At 54.9% G+C, this 19,386-nt stretch carries 13 protein-coding genes; 11 read left to right on the forward strand and 2 right to left on the reverse strand.

Annotation, left to right across the window (positions count from 1 at the left end):
- Window positions 1-341: 341 nt before the first annotated feature.
- Window positions 342-779 (reverse strand): hypothetical protein, encoded by a 438-nt coding sequence (locus HG15A2_RS16570; protein WP_145061462.1) that lies wholly within the window; start codon window positions 777-779, stop codon window positions 342-344.
- 436 nt (window positions 780-1,215) lie between these two features.
- A complete protein-coding gene (gene purD / locus HG15A2_RS16575; RefSeq protein ID WP_145061463.1) occupies window positions 1,216-2,493 on the reverse strand; it encodes a phosphoribosylamine--glycine ligase in 1,278 nt (425 codons plus the stop codon).
- A 501-nt stretch (window positions 2,494-2,994) separates the two neighbouring features.
- On the opposite strand from purD, the gene HG15A2_RS16580 reads away from it, so the two are divergent.
- From HG15A2_RS16580 to cyoE, 11 genes are all read left to right on the forward strand, one after another.
- On the forward strand, window positions 2,995-4,014 hold the full coding sequence (locus HG15A2_RS16580) for a QcrA and Rieske domain-containing protein (RefSeq protein ID WP_218932024.1): 1,020 nt from the start codon (window positions 2,995-2,997) through the stop codon (window positions 4,012-4,014).
- 87 nt (window positions 4,015-4,101) lie between these two features.
- Window positions 4,102-4,878, forward strand: coding sequence for a cytochrome b N-terminal domain-containing protein (locus HG15A2_RS16585; RefSeq protein ID WP_145061465.1), 777 nt, complete (start codon window positions 4,102-4,104; stop codon window positions 4,876-4,878).
- 72 nt (window positions 4,879-4,950) lie between these two features.
- A complete protein-coding gene (locus HG15A2_RS16590; RefSeq protein WP_145061467.1) occupies window positions 4,951-6,333 on the forward strand; it encodes a cytochrome b family protein in 1,383 nt (460 codons plus the stop codon).
- An 83-nt stretch (window positions 6,334-6,416) separates the two neighbouring features.
- Complete coding sequence (locus HG15A2_RS16595; RefSeq protein ID WP_145061469.1) at window positions 6,417-11,174, forward strand: c-type cytochrome; 4,758 nt, start codon at window positions 6,417-6,419, stop codon at window positions 11,172-11,174.
- Window positions 11,175-11,247: 73 nt separating this feature from the next.
- Window positions 11,248-12,051: a carboxypeptidase regulatory-like domain-containing protein gene (locus HG15A2_RS16600; RefSeq protein ID WP_145061471.1), complete on the forward strand. Its 804-nt coding sequence runs from the start codon at window positions 11,248-11,250 to the stop codon at window positions 12,049-12,051.
- A 68-nt stretch (window positions 12,052-12,119) separates the two neighbouring features.
- Window positions 12,120-13,022, forward strand: a complete 903-nt coding sequence (locus HG15A2_RS16605) for a cupredoxin domain-containing protein (protein WP_145061473.1) — start codon at window positions 12,120-12,122, stop codon at window positions 13,020-13,022.
- A gap of 118 nt (window positions 13,023-13,140) precedes the next feature.
- On the forward strand, window positions 13,141-14,466 hold the full coding sequence (locus HG15A2_RS16610) for a c-type cytochrome (RefSeq protein WP_145061475.1): 1,326 nt from the start codon (window positions 13,141-13,143) through the stop codon (window positions 14,464-14,466).
- A gap of 77 nt (window positions 14,467-14,543) precedes the next feature.
- Window positions 14,544-15,386, forward strand: a complete 843-nt coding sequence (gene coxB / locus HG15A2_RS16615) for a cytochrome c oxidase subunit II (RefSeq protein WP_218932025.1) — start codon at window positions 14,544-14,546, stop codon at window positions 15,384-15,386.
- Window positions 15,387-15,481: 95 nt separating this feature from the next.
- Window positions 15,482-17,299: a cytochrome c oxidase subunit I gene (locus HG15A2_RS16620; protein WP_145061477.1), complete on the forward strand. Its 1,818-nt coding sequence runs from the start codon at window positions 15,482-15,484 to the stop codon at window positions 17,297-17,299.
- A 35-nt stretch (window positions 17,300-17,334) separates the two neighbouring features.
- A complete protein-coding gene (locus HG15A2_RS16625) occupies window positions 17,335-18,360 on the forward strand; it encodes a COX15/CtaA family protein (RefSeq protein ID WP_145061479.1) in 1,026 nt (341 codons plus the stop codon).
- Window positions 18,357-19,292, forward strand: coding sequence for a heme o synthase (cyoE, locus tag HG15A2_RS16630; protein WP_145061481.1), 936 nt, complete (start codon window positions 18,357-18,359; stop codon window positions 19,290-19,292). Before HG15A2_RS16625 ends, cyoE begins: the two co-directional genes overlap by 4 nt.
- Window positions 19,293-19,386: the final 94 nt, after the last annotated feature.

Consider the following 19,386-nt stretch of genomic DNA (forward strand, 5'->3'; position numbering starts at 1 on the left):
CTTCAGACTGACAGCAGCCCTTCTGGCAGCTCGTGTCACCCTGGCAGCCACTACATTCGCAAGATTCACACTCGCAATTCTCGCAGCTGCCACCGTTGCAGCAGCAGTCTTCGCACTGGCAATCGGCTCCGCAGCATCCTGCGTTTGAGGCTGCATCGGTGCTATTGCTAGCCCGCAACGATTGCAAACCAAGACCAGCAACGGCCACCACGGCCAAAGCAGCGGCAAATTTTCGACGTGTCATACAAAATTCTCCTTGAGAATCGGCATCCTAAAGTAGACGCCGCTCCTCGAAAAAAGCTTGGATATTAAAAACTGAAATCGAACGTATGTCGTCGGATTCAGTTCAGCCAAACCGAGAACAGCGAGTGCAGCCGCACTGGAGGCAGCGGCCAGGCGGATGCTGTGAGAAGATCGATCGCATGACGATCGGATAGCTCGAGAATCTCAGCGGTCGTTGCAACGCTCGCAACGAGATTCGAGACCTGCTGCTCATCGAGTACAGGCAACGATTCGAGCGTTGCTTCCTGAAATTCGAACTCTTGGACGCTACACTGGCAAGGTGCTTCGGGGTCTGTGCAACAAGCCGCATTCGACTTGTCCGCAGCCGCACAATGAGGGCACGCCGAAGCTTCAACGGGACAGCTCGCTTCCGCAACTGCATTTCCGCAGCAACCGACACAACTACACGTAGCGAGTAGCTGCAACGGGAACACCATCACCAGCGCCGCAACAAGTGCGGGCAGGAGGGCTGAACGGCGTTGGCGAATGCTTAGCATAAGGGCGTTAGGGTGGAACTTCGCAGTAGGAGCGATTTCTCGACTACCCAATTATAGGGAGTCTGGCCGGTGAACGCCAAAGCAATCTCTAAGTCCGCTAGCTGAAGGGGACTTGGCAGAGATCTACTCCGGCAGTTCTATACGCGAGAGACTGCGAGTTGTTCGCAATCGAGACTTAAATTCCGCTAAATGCCAATCGCCTTGTCGGCAATATCCTTGCGGCACTAGACACCGTCCCCGCGCGACAACCCAAATGCTCAGGTCTACTTTCCTCGCGCCCCCTCCCTGCTAACCTACAGCAATGCCTCGCACTAAACGCCATTGTCCTGCCGGTCAAGTTTTTCACGTTCTCAACCGGGCCGTAGCCCGCGTGCATATCTTCGAGAAGCAAGAAGATCAGCTAAACTTCAGAGACCTGCCCCCCACCACACCCCAACTAAATGCCAATCGCCTTGTCGGCGATGTCCTTGCGGCACCAGGCACCGTCCCAGCGGATTTTCTTGACGGCTGTGTATGCTTGCAACTTGGCGGCTGCGGTCGAATTGCCCAGCCCGGTGACTCCCAGGACTCGACCACCGTTGGTGACGACCTGGCCTTCATGTATGCGCGTGCCGGCATGGAATACTTTTACGTCGGGCACGGTTGCTGCTTCATCAAGTCCTCGAATGGGCAAGCCTCGCTGGTAAGGACCGGGGTAACCCTCGCTTGCCATCACCACGCACACTGCTGGTCGCGGGTCCCATTCTAGTGGCGCGAGCTGGTCGAGCTTACCATCAACCGACGCTTCGAGCAGGTCAACCAGATCGCTCTTCAAACGCATCATCAAGGGCTGACACTCGGGATCGCCAAATCGCACATTGTACTCCAGAACTTTGAGTCCCTGCTTGGTGATCATTAGGCCTGCGTAAAGGACGCCGCGGAATGGCCGGCGCGAACGCTTCATTTGATGCACGGTAGGCACGAGGACACGTTCTTCGATCTCGCTCAGCAGCGAGTCCGTCACCAGCGGGGTAGGAGAGTATGCTCCCATGCCTCCCGTGTTAGGCCCCTTATCGCCATCGAAAGCCGGCTTGTGATCTTGCGCGGCAGGCATCGTGACGATCGTTCGCCCGTCAGTTATTGCCAGTACGCTCGCCTCTTGGCCGACAAGGCGTTCTTCGATGACCAGCTGGCTACCCGCTTCGCCAAACTCCTTGCTACCTGCGATTCGCTCAACCGCGTCGAGGGCTTCCTGTCGGTCGTCGCACACGATCACGCCTTTGCCGGCGGCTAGCCCGTCAGCCTTTACGACCACCTGGGCGTCTTCGCGTTCTGAAAGATACGCCTTTGCGGATTCGCCATCTCGAAAGGTGCGAAAGTCGGCCGTGGGAATGTCGGCATGGCGGAGCATGTTCTTGCAGAATACCTTGCTCGCTTCGAGTTCCGCCGCTTGCTTACTGGGACCAAATGCACGCAGCCCCGAGTCTCCCAATGCGTCAACCAAGCCGGCTGCCAAGGGCGTTTCGGGCCCCACGACAGTTAGGCCGATTTCGTTCTGCTTGGCGAATTCCACTAGTGCGGGGACGTTTGAGTCGCCGATGTCGACATTCTCCGCCTCGGTAGCAGTGCCCGCGTTGCCCGGGGCCACAAACACTCGGTCTACCCGAGGGCTCTGCCCAATCTTCCACGCCAAGGAGTGCTCGCGACCGCCGCCACCAACTATCAAAACCTTCATTACGAAAAACCTTTACTGGCAACCTGCTGGGCGAGTGAATTCGAGTTCTTGAGAGAGCCGGTTCAAGAAACGCCCTACCATTGCTCTAATATTTGCTGTGAGAGAAATCTTGAAGCTGCGACGACGCAATCAGTCGGTTGCACGTCGCGCAAGGGGCGATTTTAGAAGGCAGCTAGCGTGGTCGTAAGGAGCCAAGGTTGTCAGAAGGCGAGAATCATTCTCGCCGCGTTGTCACTTGCTAGCAGCCATTTGCTGGCAATGACGCTTGACATTTCGGCGAATCGAGCTTAAACCTAAAGAAATAATACATTGTGAAAAATGTCACAAAGTCACTTTTTTTGCCCTAAGTCTATTGGTGCAATGCCTTTGTGGCCGTATTTATGCCTGTAGGTGATGGGCCTTAGCAGGGCCAGCACTTGCATTAGATTAGTGAATTCACCCTCGCGGCCGCATTTGGGCGGACTTCAAAGGACTTTTATCAGACGAGGCGAAGGGCCAAGCATGGCTGACAAGAAAAAAATGTCGGTAGCCGATATGCTCGCTGCCGCTCGAAAAACGGACAGCGAAGGCGATAGTGCTCCTGCAAAAGATGCAGCCGAGGAAGTTGCCTCAACGCCACCAGCGGATGCTAAGCCCGCAGCCAAGTCCTCACCCGCCAAGTCCGTCCCTAAGCCGGGCAGCCCAGGCCGGCCTAGCGTGGCTGACATGCTTGCCGCAGCAAGAGCCGGCAAGTCCGCCGACGCTGGTTCTGTTGAGAAGGCGCCTGCCAAGAAGGCTGCGCCTAAAGCCAAACCGGCTGCCAAAGCTGAGAAAAAAACCAGTAAACCAGCTACCACCCCTGAGCGGGACACGGCCAGCATTCTTGCCGCCGCCCGCAAGCCCGAAAGATCGGGCCCGATGAGCAAGGCAGAAGCCGCCGCCAAGACGGCTGTACCTACAGCGGCAAGAGCCAAGCCAGCCATCGTCGCTCCGCCGATGCCTGTGAAGCCCGATTATGCGAAGCCCAAGAAGGCCAGGGCCAAAGCCGCACCGATCGAAGAACGCCGCACCATGATGAAGGTCGGCTTCTGGGCTGTGGGTATTGTGACTGCCGTCTGGGGCGGCGCCGTCACAGCCTTCATGTTCCCCAATGTGCTCCGCGAACTGCCCAGCAAGTTCAAAGTCGGCCCGCCCGACGCGTTCCCACCAGGGCAGGTTCAAACCAAATTTAAGGCTCAATACGGCGTGTGGGTCGTCAATACCGAGTATCGCGGCAAGCAAGAACTGTTTGCCTTGAAGAGCGTCTGCACGCATCTGGGCTGCACACCTAGCTGGCTCGAGGCCGAACAGAAATTCAAATGCCCCTGCCATGGCAGCGGCTTTTACATCGATGGCATCAACTTCGAAGGCCCCGCACCGCGTCCTTTGGAGCGATGTGCTATTAGCGTAGCAAGCGACGGGCAAGTGGAGATTGATAAGAACATTACCTACCAAGAGGAAATGGGCCAGTGGAGTGATCCCACTTGCTTTATCTCCGTGTAGCGAAGCAGATTTCATAAACATGGGCGGCACTTGCGGCCGCTATTTTAGAACGACTGTAGTTTTTCCGAACGACTGAAGTACAGAACTATGCCTGGATTAGGCGAGACGATTCGCGAGTCGCAGATTTGGAAGAGTATCTTTCGGCATCCGATGCCGGTTGATCGGCGTAATCGCATTGTCGTAATGCTCACCAACTTCTTCCTGCATCTGCATCCCGTTTCCATTAAGAAGCAGGGCATTGCCCTCAGCTACACGTGGTGCATGGGTGGAGTGACGTTCTTCCTATTCCTGGTAGAAACAGTCACCGGCGTGCTACTGATGTTCTACTACCGCCCGACAGTAGAGTGGGCTTACGCCGATATCCAGATGCTCCGCGATGTGCATTCGCTAGGAATTCTGCGCGAGATCCATCGCTGGGGAGCCCACGCGATGGTTATTACCGTGTGGCTGCACATGTACCGCGTGTTCCTCACCGGCAGCTACAAACCACCCCGTGAATTTAACTGGGTTGTCGGCGTACTACTCCTATTGCTCACACTGCTGCTCTCCTTCACTGGGTACCTACTCCCGTGGGATCAATTGGCCGTCTGGGCGATCACGGTAGGGTCCAATATGGCCCGCGCTCATCCGTTCCTAGGCCACGAAGGTCCCGGTCAGCAATTGCTCACTGTAGGTGGCGTGGACATGATTACCAACGCTTCTGACGCCCGATTTGCGCTGCTTGGTGCGCGCGAGGTAGGCGAAGAAACGCTCAACCGATTCTACATTTTGCACTGCATCGCCATCCCGCTTGGTGTGGCACTGTTGCTGGCGATCCACTTCTGGCGCGTCCGTAAAGACGGCGGCATCAGCGGCCCGCTCTAAGGCACCAGTAGTCCACTCTAGTCAGTGACCTTTTAGTACAACTCCCACAAAACAAGACGCCCCCGCGCCACCATGACCCACGGCTTAACCGACGCACAATTCATCGATAAGGTCGCCTCCTTTCTGTGGCCTTATTACATCGTGCTCGCGCTGATGAACGGCGTGGCAGCGTTGTACTTATGGCGCACTGGCCAGATGAAGACGTGGTTCAGTTTGCCGGTTCCTGGTTCTGGCAAATCGGTCCCAATATCCAACGTCGTCGCTTGGGTTGTCGCGGCCGTTGGCTTTGTCTTGCTGGCTGCGTTTGCAGGCAACAGCAACGTCAGCTGGATGCCGTCCATGCCGCTCAGTTGGCAGGAAGCAATCAACCAAGCCAGCGGGCCGGTCATGTACAGCCTGGGCACCACGGTCGGGCTCATCGTGCTCTTCATCTTCCGACGGTTCTTTGTAACGCCAGCAATCGCGTGGACGATTTGGAACTTGATGCTGTTGTTCCTCGGTCTTTCGATGACCGACCGCGACTTCTTCGAGATCATCGCCAAGCCGGACAACGTGCCCATTGTCATGCTTGTCTTGCTGCTATCGTTTTTTACGTGGCTAGCGACCTACCGTGCGGTAATTAATGACGATCGCATGGATCGTGGCGAACCGCCGCTGGAGAAGCTTGACAACGAAAAAGTGCTCGTGTGGCCCGACTTGGTCTACACGGAACTCATTTGCATGATCGCCTTGACGGCGTTTCTCATATTCTGGGCCATCGCCCTCCCTGCCCCGCTAGAGGAACCGGCGAGTAGTGTAAAGACGCCCAACCCGTCGAAAGCCCCCTGGTACTTCCTCGGCCTCCAGGAAATGCTCGTGTACTTCGATCCCTGGATGGCCGGCATCGTGTTGCCCGTCACAGTGGTGATAGGCTTAATGGCCATTCCCTATCTCGATTTCAATCGCGAAGGCAACGGCTACTACACGATTAAGCAACGCAAGTTTAGCTACATCGTGTTTCAGTTCGGCTTCCTGGAAATGTGGATCACGTTGATCGTGCTAGGAACGCTCCTGCGAGGGCCCAACTGGAACTTTTTCGGGCCCTACGAACAGTGGGATGCGCACAAAGTAGAGGCGCTGGCCAACGTGAACCTATCGGAATGGTTCTGGCGAGACTTGCTCGGCAAGAGCCTGCCCACTGCGCCAGCCGGCTCGAATCTACCCACTCAAATCGGTTTTATCGGTTTGCGTGAATGGCTGGGCATTGCCCTAGTGCTGGGCTACTTTATCGCCTTACCGCCGATCATGGCGCTGACAGTCTTTCGCCGCTACTATCAAAAAATGGGTTTCATCCGCTTCATGCTGATGGCTAACCTACTGCTTCTGATGGCCTCACTGCCGATCAAGATGGTCCTACGCTGGGTCGTCCAACTGAAATATCTGATTGCGATACCGGAGTTCTTCCTGAACTTTTAGCCGTCAAACATTTGCACACAACGTTTGCTCACAACCGACACAAGTGCTAACCAAGCACAGAGCCACTTAGACAATACTCGACCATGCCAGCAACCGAACAAACTTGGTACAACCAAAAGCTGATGCACGTCATCTTCGGCGCCACTGCGCTGATCATGACGGTTGCCACGTTCTGGCTGTTGGCAAAGGACCACAATCGCGAGTGGAAGGACGTTCAGCTCGCCGATCGCCGCAAGGACGCCTGGATGATTGAGGCGGAACGCGAAAAGCTGGTCGACCAACTCGATTCGAAAATGGCTGACATTCACGAGGACATCTTCCTCGCCGCTAGCCAACCTGTCGAAGCCAGCTTGGCTGCGGAATTTCTTGCAAGTGTCGCTGAGGAGGATATTCGCCTCGCTGAGGGAGATCAGCAGCACGCATCACAGCCGGAGTTATTCCTCGTCACTGAGAAAGACCCAGAAACGGGCGACGAGCAGACAGTCCTGAGTTTCGAGAATGCTGCCGAGTTAAACCTAGAATCTGCAGACGACATGCAAGATGTTGTCGAAGCTTATCGCCAGCTCAGGGTCGCCGCCAACATCAGCGAACAGGCCGCAGCGAAGTTGATTGAGTCAGGTGAAGAGCCCGATGAGGCGATTGTGAAAACCGTGCGTGCTGCACGCAGGGAAGTAAAGTCACAGCGTGAAGCCTTACTTGCTGAAATGCAGGACAACATCAACGAGGCCAAGCGTCGCGAGGATGTCTTTGTCGGCCACAAGAAAATTGCCAACGGTGAACGAACAGCCGCGTTGAGCGAGCTCACGTTGCTCATTGGTCACGGCGGTGCCAAAGATGATATCGAAGCGAAGCAGAAGAACATCGATAAGCTTGACGAGACCCTTGCCACACTCACGGCACAAGTCGCCGGCGCGAACCAATATCGGTTGGAACTCGAATCGATTGTCACGGAAATCAATGCGGATCGAGACGCAGTCGCCAAAGAACTTGGCACAATGGAAACAGAGCTCTCGCGGCTTGAAGATCTCGCCTACAAAAACACGACAAACTGGAAGGAATGGATCACGCGTGCCCCAGTTTTAAATGCTCTCTACGACGGCAACATTCGCATCCAGCAAAACTGGCTGCCTGACCTCACCATCAACTACAACTTCTCGCAAGTTGCACGATTCGATCGCTGTATCACCTGCCATCGGGCGATCTCGAAGACGGCTCCTGGCACAGCTACTGACCCTGCCTACCCTTCCGTGCCGAAAGAACAACGGGAGTTCACCGCCAAACTCATTACTCCCGACGAAAAACCTGAGAGCGGTGCAACCCCTGAGGAGACTTTCCGTGACACGTATGGTGCAGCCCTGTCAGAATCCGGAATTATCGATGAAGGTGCTGTGAGCGTTCATTACGTTTTGCCCGAGACACCTGCTGCACTAGCGGGCTTAGAATCCGGCGACGTCATCGAAGCAATTGGCGACTCTCCCGTTTACGAAACTGAAACGGTCTACGAGAGTCTGCTTAACGGGGTCGAGAATTGGGGAGAACCGATCGAGCTGAAAGTCAAACGCGGCTTGAAGCACCCCTTTACTTCGCATCCTCGCCTGGATCTATATCTCACCGACCTGAGCCCACACCCCGAGAATAAATTCGGTTGCACTATCTGCCACGATGGCCAGGGCAGCGGCACCACGTTCAAGTGGGCATCCCACACGCCCAATACGGCTAAAGAGCAAAACGAGTGGTCTCGTGAACACGAATGGTTTGATAACCACCATTGGATTTTCCCAATGAAGCCGGCCCGCTTCGCCGAAAGCAACTGCATGAAGTGCCATCACGAGAAGGGTGAGCTCGAGCCGAGCGAGAAGTTCCCTGACCCGCCTGCACCAAAACTGGTCTCAGGGTGGAGCACCGTTGAACAATTCGGTTGCTTTGGCTGTCACGAAATCAATGGCTACGACGGCCCCGATGATCGAATTGGCCCCGATGTTCGTCTGGAGCCAAGCTACTACGAGGCAGCGGCGGCTCTGCTGAGTATTGAAGAATTGAGCGATGAGGAACGCATCCTTGCCGAACGCGTCGTTGATAGCCCGAGCGACAGCTCTGCTCGAAAAGCACTTCTCGCATCTGTCGTGGCAGACGGAAACGTCGCTGCCACCGGCGATGAGGAAGCTCGACTTCCCCAGAAGGCACATAAGCTTTCCGACTTGCTGAAAACGGCTGAAACGCCTGGACAGTACCGCAAGGTCGGTCCTAGCTTGCGTTACGTAAAATCTAAGGTCGGTTTCGACTGGTTGTACAGTTGGATTCGCAAGCCTGCAGACTTCCGCCCTAGCACAAAAATGCCTCAGTTCTTTGGACTCACCGAGCACCTTGAAGGCTCCGGCGACCATGCAGAACTTGCCAAAACGCATGCGTTTGAGCCGATCGAGATCCGTGCGATTACCAAGTACCTGCTGGACAATAGTGCGGAGTTCGAATATCTCGAACCCCCAGAAGGCATCACCGAAGATCCTTCGGCCGAGCGAGGAAAATGGCTCTTCCAAACCCGTGGCTGCTTAGCATGTCACTCCCACGAAGGGTTTGAGGGAATTCACGCAGACCAAGGGCCCGAGCTTTCCGAGATCGCCGCCAAGTTCGATAACAAGCAGGGCAAGCAATGGCTCTACTCGTGGCTCAAGCAACCACACAAGTACCACGCCCGCACCAAGATGCCGAACCTGTATCTTGAGCCGATTGAAGTGACCGATCCTCAAGGTGAGCCTACCGGCGAAGTGACCGACCCAGCCGCGGATATCGCTGAGTACCTACTGGGAGTAAGAAGCGACTGGAAGCCTGAGCATGTGCCGGCCGAGGACCAACTCACGCAAGAAGAGCAGCAAGCGCTCTCCGACTTGGCCCTGGAATGGTTAGCCAGCCCTCAGATTCCGACAGCAACTGCAAAGAAGTTTCTTGAAGAAGGCATTCCCGAGAAGTTCGCCCAAAAAGTGAAAGAGGACGAGCGAATCCTCGTGGGTATCACCGACGAAAATCGCGTCGAGAAGCAACTACAGTACGTGGGACGCCGTTCGATTGCCAAGTACGGCTGCTTCGGCTGCCATGATATCCCCGGCTACGAGGCTGCCAAGCCCATCGGTGCTGCCCTTGCTGAGTGGGGCCGCAAGGAACCTTCGAAGCTTGCGTTTGAGAACATCCAGGCCTTCCTATCCAGCCATGGCATTGATCCGGCTGCCGATGATCACCAGCATGCTGAGCATGACACAGCAGTTCATGGTGATGCGGACGAGCATTCAGATGATGAACACGCCAGTCATGGCCATCTCGATCCGCAGGACTTTGCTCCTGATGACAGCTATTTTGTACAGGCTCTCAATAGTCACTCGCGAGACGGGTTCCTCTGGCAGAAGCTACGCTATCCGAGAAGTTACGACTACAAGACGACCGCCAACAAGGGCTACAACGAGCGGCTACGGATGCCGAAGTTCCCCTTCACCGACGAGCAGCGAGAAGAAGTGATGACCTTCCTGCTTGGCCTCGTCAACGAGCCGCCGGCTGAGCAATACATTTTCCAACCGGATGCTCGCCAGCAGGCAATCGTCGAAGGGAGGCAAGTGCTCGATAAGTACAACTGCGCCGGTTGCCACACCATGAGAATGGAGAATTGGAACTTCGCTTACGATGGCGACGCGTTCGACTCTCCCACCGAAGTCACCGATTTCCCGTTCCTCGCTCCTACGTTCGATCTGCAGCAGATTGCTGCCTCTATGGAAGAGGACAATCGCGGCTTGCTATTCGCCGAATTGCACGGCATGCCGGTTATGGACGAAGAGACCGGTGAGCCTCAACTCGTCGATGAGGATGGCCTAGCCATTACTCGCGAGGAAGTCGCCGAGATCGAAGCGGAAGAGGGCGAAACGATTCCCACGTTCTACAACTTCACGCTCTGGGAAAACGCGCTGCTTAATGGCGAGCCCTGGGTCGTCGGTGTACAGGACGTCATGGTCCCAGCGGCTAAAGGTGATCAAGTTGGCCCGACCCGTGGTGAAGCTTATGCGGCTTGGGGCGGCGATTTGGCTCGCTATTTATTCCCGCATGTCATTGCGAAGGCCAAAGAAGCCAATCCACAGGCGAAGGGATCGGAAGCATGGGGCTGGTTGCCGCCACCATTGATGGATGAAGGCGAAAAGGTGCAGCCCGCTTGGCTGCACGGATTCCTCATGAGTCCCAAGCCACTTCGCCCAGCGGTTGTCATGCGAATGCCTAACTTCAAAATGTCTAGCGACGATGCTTCGAAGTTAGTGAACTATTTTGCCGCCGCTAGCAATGCAGAATTCCCTTATGAATATAATCCGCATCAGCAGCAGAGCTACCTGACCGAGCTATCCCGGCAACGTGAGGACCCGCTCGGTGAAGCCATGCAGGTTGTCACCAATGGCAACTACTGCGTCAAATGCCACGGCGTGGCAGACTACATGCCTAAGGGCGATGTAACTACTTTGGGGCCGAACCTCGCGGAAGTTGGACAGCGACTCCGGCCAGAATTCTTGCGGAACTGGATCGCTAACCCAAAACACATCCTGCCCTACACCGGCATGCCAGTGAACATTCCGTATAATCCCAATGAACCCCACCTTGGCGGATTAAGCCAAGAGCTTTTCCACGGTACTAGTATTGAGCAGGTACGCGGGCTGGTCGATCTCTTGCTGAACTTTGGCATCTATGCCCAACAGCAAACTTCAATAAGCGAATTGGTCGAAGAGTCCGCCGCACAGACTCCACCCGAGGCGGAAAACGCAGCCGGCAATGCGGACGATGCGGCCAGCAAGAGTGCCTCCCTATCCCGTCCATGATTAAGCATACGTAGTGAAACCGCACCAATCCCAATCAAACTCAATGCCATCGAACTACCCTGGGAGAAATAAAATGACTTCAATCCATCTTGCATTGCGCTATTTCTTGACGCTCACCGTGACTTTATCTGCGCTCACCGTGATTTCCAACGATGCCTCAGCAGCAGGCTGGGGCTCCTTGAAAGGGAAGTTTCTCTACAAGGGATCGGTTAATCCAAAAGAGATCACACCTACCAGGGATCCCGAGTTCTGCGGCAAGCACAAGTTGGTTGAAGAGGATATTGCTGTCGGCGAGAAGAACGAACTTGCCAATGTCTACGTGTACCTATACACCAAACGCAATGCCAAAGTCGAAATCCACCCGGACTACGAAAAAGCTGAGCTCAAGCCGGCTGTTTTGGACAACAAGGGATGCCGCTTTGAGCCTCACGCTATGACGGTTTGGACAAAGCAGCCGTTTCAGGTTCATAATTCGGACCAGGGTATTGGTCACAACACCAATGCCACGCTCCGCGCGAATGGCAGTTTCAACGAGACCGTCACCAATGATAAACCTCTCAAGAAGAGTTTCCAAAAGACGGAGACTTACCCCGCGCCTGTTGCCTGCAACGTGCATCCCTGGATGAACGCGACGTTACTCATTCGCGACAACCCCTACATGGCGGTTTCCAATGAGAAGGGCGAATTTGAGATCAAGAACCTTCCTGCTGGAGAGCACGAGATCGTCTTCTGGCACGAAGCATCTGGAACCATGAAGAATCTCCAAGTGGGAAAAGAGAAAGCCGGTCGCACAGGGCGAATTGATGTCGAGATTGCAGACGGCGAGACACTCGACTTCGGCGAAATTACGGTCACGCCCAAACTGTTAGGCAAGTAACCTTAAGTTCTCAGCCCCCCGTCTCACCAATCAACTTTGACTCCAAAACTCTAAAGCATTCTTTGAGTATGTCCTCCAAGTTCCATGTCATCCCCGCCTCAGCTTTAGTCCTCACCACGCTTGGTGTGCTTGTGGGCTGCCAGCCATCGACTGACCTCGGTCCGGTACCGAGTCAAGCTGCAGCCGAGAAAATCCGCGAGCAGCTATCCGGCGATAGTGAAGGTGGTGGTGGCGGGGAAGCTGCTGAAGTTGGCACTGGTTGGGCAACACTCAAAGGGCGGTTTACCTTTGAAGGGCAAGCTCCTGAGATGCCTGCCTACAACGTGACCAGCGATCAAGCCACCTGCGCGAGCGGTGGCGCCCCGAAGCAAGAAACGATTGTGGTGGGCAGCGATGGAGGTCTTGCCAATGTTGTGCTGTTCCTCCGCAAGGCTTCGCGCGTCCACGAATCGGCTCAGGCCCCCGAAGAACCGTTAGTGTTTGATCAAAAGCAATGTGTGTTCCTCACTCATGTATTCACCGTACCCGTTGGCCAACCCTTGCAAATTAAGAATAGTGATCCCGTTGGCCATAATACGAAGATCGACGGTAAGAATGGCTTCAACCGCACGATCCCAGCGGGCGAATCGGTGAGCTTCACACCCAAGAAAGCGGAAGCCAAACCGGCTTCGGTGGCCTGCAGCATTCACCCTTGGATGAGCGCATGGATGATGCCGCACGATAATGGCTATGCTGTGGTCACCAAACCAGACGGTAGCTTCGAACTCCCCAACTTGCCCGCTGGAGAAACGCTCGAAATCCAAGTGTGGCACGAAAGTTCTGCTGGTTCTAATGGAGGTTTGGTAGTGAATAGCGACCAAGCCAAAGAGCTCAAATGGGACAAGAAGGGTCGTTTCAAAATTAAGCTTACTGAAGACGAAACGAAAGAGCTCAACGTCGCCGTACCAGCTTCTGCCTTTAGTGGTGGCTAGTTGGCTGGACAGAAGGTTCCCCGCTGCCAAAATATGGCAAGCGAGAACACAGTAAGAACAGTCGATAGAAAATAGAAACTGCAAATCCAATACTGAAACCGTTCCTGTCGGTCTGAAGATGAAACTCGCAACACAAGTAAACCGCCAACTGTTTCTCAGCCTCCTCGTGCTGGGTAGCCTCGGCTGCACTCAAGGCGAACCGCCGCAGTTTCGTCTGAATATGATCTCGATGACCTCCAACGAGCTTGATTCTGAGTATCAACAAGAAATCGCCAATGTTCTCTCCGGACTGTTCGGCACACCCGACGAGCCGTTCGCCCACCCGGCGACTGGACTGAACCAGTTGAAACTCGATCTGGCATCCGGCCCCGCATGGAGCGACAAACGCGGCTACAGCCACGGCCTCTATCGCCAGCATTGCGTCCACTGTCACGGCATCGACGGCGATGGCTACGGCCCCACAGCGAAGATACTTAACCCGTATCCACGCGACTATCGCAAAGGCATATTCAAGTTTAAGAGCACATTCAACGCTGCCAAGCCCACCGATGCCGACCTGCATCGCGTCCTTGCTAACGGTGTACCAGGCACATCGATGCCGTCGTTTGAATTGCTGCCTTCTTCAGAAGTGGAATCACTCGTCGAGTACGTAAAGTATCTCGCCATGCGAGGCCAACTCGAAACTGAGCTTGCGGCGTACGTCTTCGACGAACTTGGCGTTGAAGAAGTCGAAGACGAAAGCGGGACTGTCACGGAGCAGCGCATTCCGTTTGACCCGTCTGCCAGTCCCGACCAAGCTGAGGCGGTGTTGGATATTCTGTCCGAGATCGTCGCCGGCTGGGACGAAGCAGGTGAGAACGTCATCCAGCCTGCCGAAGATGCCATCCCGGCAGACAATCGTTCGGATGAAGAACTCGCCGCCTCGATAGATCGAGGACGAGAACTGTTCTACGGCGTTAAAGCCAACTGCATCAAGTGCCACGGACCGACCGGCTTAGGTGACGGACAACAGACCGATCATAACGTCTGGAACAAAGAAAACATGGACTACATCGAAGCAACCACTTCGATGGCTGACTCGCTCGCCAATGCTGATCCTGAAACGGAAGAGGAAGAGCTCGAACTGGATCGTGAATGGGCGCTTCTCAAATCGCGAGAAGAAGTCTCCGACACGCTCTTGCCAGTTCGCAATGCAGTCCCAAGAAACTTGCGTGTCGGTGTCTACCGAGGTGGTCGCCGTCGCATCGATGTCTTCCACAAAATACACGCCGGCATCGCTGGCACCCCCATGCCAGGCCTGGGAGCTGCCGGGCCGGGGGCAGAAGGCACAATCTCCGAGGAAGACATGTGGAGTATCGTTGACTACGTGCTCAACCTTCCCTACGAGGCGCCAAGCCAACCGCAACGAGCGTTGCCCACTAACCACAGCAATATCACGCAGTAAGTATTGTCAAGTATTTCGATTTGATTTGAAGTCCAGTAGTAAATCCGCAGACTGAAATAGCAGACAGAAACACCGTCATGTCCGAGTCACAAACCAACGAACAGCAACGCAAATGGTTGCCCAACTTTTGGAGCGTGCTGTTCCTGATGGTGCCCATTTTCGGCGTGGCTACGTTCGCCCTAGCTCCGTACCTCAACGACATTGCTCCCGCCTACTTCAAGCGACCTGTGTGGTTCCCGAAGGATGTATCCGAACATGGCTACGTGATCGACAATTTGTTCATGTTCATTCTGTGGCTCACTGGTATTGTTTTCGTGATCACCGAAGGCCTGCTCTTCTACTTCATGTGGAAGTACGAGGCAAATACCAACACAAAGAAAGTCGCCTACAGTCACGGAAGTCATTCGCTGGAAGTTGTCTGGACAATTATCCCGGCAGTCACACTGTTGTTCATTGCCATCTACCAGATGGACGCCTGGGCTGCAGCGAAGATGCGAGCCCCTGACATCCCTCCGATCGTGGAAGTTACTGGACGGCAATTTAATTGGGACTTCCGCTACCCGGGGCCCGACAATGAGCTTTACACCTCGGACGATATTGTCCGCACCGACGGTCGGCTCTACCTACCCGTGGGTGAGGAAGTCCTCCTGCGAATCACCAGCGCCGACGTGTTGCACAGTTTCTTCCTCCCTAACCTGCGGCTTAAGCAAGACGTGATCCCCGGTATGGCCCAGAACATGTGGTTTACAGCCACAGAGACCGGTGAGTACGACATCGTGTGTGCTGAACTTTGCGGGTGGGGACACTACAAAATGAAGGCGCGCATTCACTTGGTAACTCGTCCTCAGTTTGAAGCCCAATTGGAAGAATTCCGCAAGGAAAAAAACACCATGCGAGTTGCCGACCGTCCCCAAGACTGATCGCTCGCCAATTTGCAACCCACCTTTTTTTGAAGATCGCGCTTGCTAGTTGACAAAGCGACGTAAGCCCAGAAACAATTTTTCGAGTCACTCTCATGAGTACCGTCCCCGCTGCTGATTCCCAAACAAACGCTGGCAAAGCTCTCGCCGGCCATGACGAGCATGCACACACGAGCAGCTTCTTGAAGACTTACGTTTTCTCGCTCGATCACAAGATCATCGGCCTGCAATTCCTGTTCAGCACTCTGATTTGGTTCTTGGTGGGCGGGATGCTCGCATTGGGAATTCGCTGGCAGTTGGCCTACCCATGGCGACCAATGCCGATTCTTGGTGAACTGGTTGGCGCTGCCGAGGGAGGGCAAATCCCCCCCGAGGTTTACACGATGCTCGTCACGATGCACGCCACCGTGATGATCTTCTTCGTGATTATTCCAGTGCTCGCCGGTGCGTTCGGTAATTACCTGATCCCGTTGATGATTGGTGCGGACGACATGGCCTTTCCCACACTGAACATGCTCAGCTATTGGTTTATGTGGCCTGCATTCGTTGCGATTGGTTCGAGCTTTTTTGTCGATGGTGGCGCAGCACAAGGAGGGTGGACCAACTATGCCCCCTTATCCATTTTTGCCGGTCAGGGGCAGACCCTGTGGTTAATAGGACTCACCTTGGTTGGTATCTCCTCCATGTTGGGATCGGTCAATTACATGACCACAATTATCCAAATGCGTGCGCCCGGTATGACGATGTTTCGTTTGCCGATGACCATCTGGGGCATGTTTGTTACCGCGGTACTGCAAGCCTTCGCGCTACCCGTTTTGACGGCAGCCGGCTTTATGGCACTCTCGGATCGACTATTTGGTACTGGCTTTTTCCTCGCGGAAGGTGCCACGGCAAACAACGCGATCGCTCAAGCCGGTGGTGGCCAGCCTCTACTGTGGCAGCACCTGTTCTGGTTCTATAGCCATCCAGCTGTGTACATCATGATCCTCCCCGCGATGGGCATGGTGTCGGACATTCTCAGCTGTTTCTCGCGCAAGCCGCTCTTTGGTTACAAACCGATGGTTTACTCCCTCGCTGGCATCGCGGGACTAGGCTTTATTGTGTGGGGTCATCATATGTTCGTATCCGGAATGAATCCGGCGTTGGGCATGACGTTTATGGTTTCGACGATGATGATTGCGTTGCCAAGTGCGATCAAAACCTTTAATTGGCTCGGTACCATGTGGGGCGGCAAGCTGCAGTTCACCACACCGATGCTGTTTGCCATTTCGTTTGTCTCGATGTTTATCATCGGCGGACTGTCGGGCATTTTCATGGCCGCTACACCTGTGGACATCGTAATCCACGACACCTACTTCATTGTGGCTCACTTCCACTATGTGCTGTTTGCCGGCACCGCCATGGCCGTCATGGGAGCGATTTACTTTTGGTTCCCAAAAATGTTCGGCCGCACGATGAACGATTCTTGGGGCAAGGTGCACTTTCTGCTCACCTTTGTGCTATTGAACTGCGTATTCTATCCGATGCACATTCTTGGCATGAACGACTTTCCGCGGCGACTGGCTGATCCTTACCACTACGGCACCTTCCGCCACTTGTTGCCGATCAACCAGTTCATGAGCTGGTGTGCCTTCATCCTCGTCAGTGTGCAAATCATCTTCGTGGTAAACTTCATCTGGAGCCTCTTCTTCGGCCCGCGCTGCGGCAGAAACCCATGGCATGCCAACGGACTCGAATGGCAAGCCCCGAGCCCTCCGGGCCACGGCAACTTCGACTTCCAGCCCATGATCTATCGCGGCCCGTACGAATATGGCTCGCCAGAAGTGGAAGTGGACTACTACCCACAAACCCAACCGCCTGCCGCTAGCAGTCCCTCTGGGGAATCGAACGAGAACCCAACTAAAGAAGCGTAACCGTTTGTAGCTCTCGCTACTAAAATCATTCGATCATGACTGTCCCCAAGTCCATCAACGTCGCAGCATCACGCTGGCCCCATCGCTGGGCTTGGCTGCTTACTGCTGCGACGTTTCCTTTAATTTGGTGGGGTGGATTTGTCACGACCACTGACGCGGGGATGGCTTTCCGCGATTGGCTCACCTCAGATGGGCATTTTATGCTCACCTACCCGTGGCTCAGTTCCACGGGCGACAAGTTTATTGAGCACGGGCACCGCCTATTAGCGGTACTTGTTGGCATCTTGACCATCGGTATGGTCGTTGTTGCCTACCGCTGCGAATCACGAACTTGGGTAAGGCGATATAGCCTTTTGCTCCTCGCTGGAGTCATCCTGCAAGGCGTCCTCGGCGGATTACGGATCGTGCTCGACGAACGCCTAGCCGCCATGCTGCACGGCTGTAGCGGGCCACTATTCTTTGCCCTGTGCACAGCAATGGTGGTGTTCACTTCACGCTGGTGGCAAGTCCAAGAGGTCACTCGGATAAGCGACAAGTCGCACCAGACGGCTACGAATAGTTTGGCGAGGCTCGCGATCATTTGCTGCGGGCTGGCTTACTTACAACTAGTGGTCGGTGCTGCCGTTCGCCATGCACGCTACCTGACGGCACCCTCAGCCGCGACGATTTTCCAAACCGCCATCTACTTCCACATCGTGTTAGCATTTCTCGTACTTGGACACGTGCTATTGCTCGCACTCAAGTGTTTTCGGCAACACTCCCATCGTGGGTACGCTGTCGCCCTGAGCCTACTGCTGGTCGTGCAAATCGCCCTGGGTATGGCCACATGGGTAGTACGTTTTGGGGTGCCCGTCTGGGCAACGAATATTATCGGGGACGTTGGGTTGGTTAATGTCAGCGCGAGCACTTCGATGGCCGTGATCATTACAGCCCATGTCGCTACCGGCTCACTCATCGTCGCGATGAGTCTCGCAATGGCTCTCCGTACGTTACGTCAATCTTCGTTTGAGCTCCCGAAGTTCCTGAGTGAACAAGGCAAACTTTTGGAGGCCCACGCATGAGCATGTCCTCCAATGAAATTGAACTGCTTGATGGAAAACTGGTCGCTGAAAATCCGCCAGCCTCGGCGGTTCTTTCCCGCTTGAACGACTACTTCCAACTCACCAAGCCACGGATCGTCTTGCTGGAGTTGATCGTTGCTGCAGCGACCGCGTGCATAGCTGCACCCCATGCGATTGACGCTGTGGTGTTGTTCCACGCGCTTGCCGGCACCGCCTTGGTGGCCGGTAGTGCGAGCATGGGCAACCAGTTGATTGAGCGTAATATCGATGCCCACATGCCTCGAACCGCGCAAAGGCCGCTGCCAGCGGGGCGAATCACGATATGGGAAACGGCGTTGCTTTGCATGCTGACCCTCTGCCTAGGCACTCTGTGGTTGGTGTTGAAAGTGAATTTGCTCACTGCCGTACTTGGCCTGGCTAGTTGGATTATTTACGTAGTTATTTACACTCCCCTCAAGACACGTACGCCGCTGAACACGGCAGTCGGTGCTTTGGCGGGGGCGCTGCCACTGCTTATGGGTTGGACGGCCACCGGCCAACCGCTCACGCTTACTGCGTATGCCCTCGCCGGTGTGCTATTTCTGTGGCAGTTTCCTCACTTCATGGCGATTGCTTGGATCTATCGCGAAGACTATGGCAAAGCAGGACATAAGATGCTCAGCGTGGTCGATCCGAGCGGCTGGCGTTGCGGGCTGCAAGCAATCGTAGGAGCGTTGTTCCTAATACCCGTGAGCCTGATCCCCGCAGTACTGCCCGCCGGGCGGAGTCCGATTTCCTACTCGCTGTGGGCGATTGGCCTGGGCGGGATCATCCTTGCGCTTTCCGTGAGGTTTGCATTCGAGCGCGACGATCGCACTGCACGGCAATTGCTCAAGGCGACCTTGATTTACCTACCAGCTTGGATGGGCGTGCTGCTCATGGTGAGCTTGTAGCGGAATGTGTAAGAAACACCAACTTGAAACACAATTGAACCTCCGATACCTCAGCTGCCCAGCTGCAATCAACACCGTGGCAAAGAAATAGCAT

The sequence above is a fragment of the Adhaeretor mobilis genome (genome assembly GCF_007741515.1).
Lineage (GTDB): Bacteria > Planctomycetota > Planctomycetia > Pirellulales > Lacipirellulaceae > Adhaeretor > Adhaeretor mobilis.

Coding starts and splice junctions, on each gene's coding strand:
- HG15A2_RS16585 (WP_145061465.1), top strand. CDS start 4,102: ATGCCTGGATTAGGCGAGACGATTCGCGAGTCGCAGATTTGGAAGAGT.
- purD (WP_145061463.1), bottom strand. CDS start 2,493: ATGAAGGTTTTGATAGTTGGTGGCGGCGGTCGCGAGCACTCCTTGGCG.
- HG15A2_RS16595 (WP_145061469.1), top strand. CDS start 6,417: ATGCCAGCAACCGAACAAACTTGGTACAACCAAAAGCTGATGCACGTC.
- HG15A2_RS16590 (WP_145061467.1), top strand. CDS start 4,951: ATGACCCACGGCTTAACCGACGCACAATTCATCGATAAGGTCGCCTCC.
- HG15A2_RS16605 (WP_145061473.1), top strand. CDS start 12,120: ATGTCCTCCAAGTTCCATGTCATCCCCGCCTCAGCTTTAGTCCTCACC.
- HG15A2_RS16610 (WP_145061475.1), top strand. CDS start 13,141: ATGAAACTCGCAACACAAGTAAACCGCCAACTGTTTCTCAGCCTCCTC.
- HG15A2_RS16600 (WP_145061471.1), top strand. CDS start 11,248: ATGACTTCAATCCATCTTGCATTGCGCTATTTCTTGACGCTCACCGTG.
- HG15A2_RS16580 (WP_218932024.1), top strand. CDS start 2,995: ATGGCTGACAAGAAAAAAATGTCGGTAGCCGATATGCTCGCTGCCGCT.
- coxB (WP_218932025.1), top strand. CDS start 14,544: ATGTCCGAGTCACAAACCAACGAACAGCAACGCAAATGGTTGCCCAAC.
- HG15A2_RS16620 (WP_145061477.1), top strand. CDS start 15,482: ATGAGTACCGTCCCCGCTGCTGATTCCCAAACAAACGCTGGCAAAGCT.
- HG15A2_RS16625 (WP_145061479.1), top strand. CDS start 17,335: ATGACTGTCCCCAAGTCCATCAACGTCGCAGCATCACGCTGGCCCCAT.
- cyoE (WP_145061481.1), top strand. CDS start 18,357: ATGAGCATGTCCTCCAATGAAATTGAACTGCTTGATGGAAAACTGGTC.
- HG15A2_RS16570 (WP_145061462.1), bottom strand. CDS start 779: ATGCTAAGCATTCGCCAACGCCGTTCAGCCCTCCTGCCCGCACTTGTT.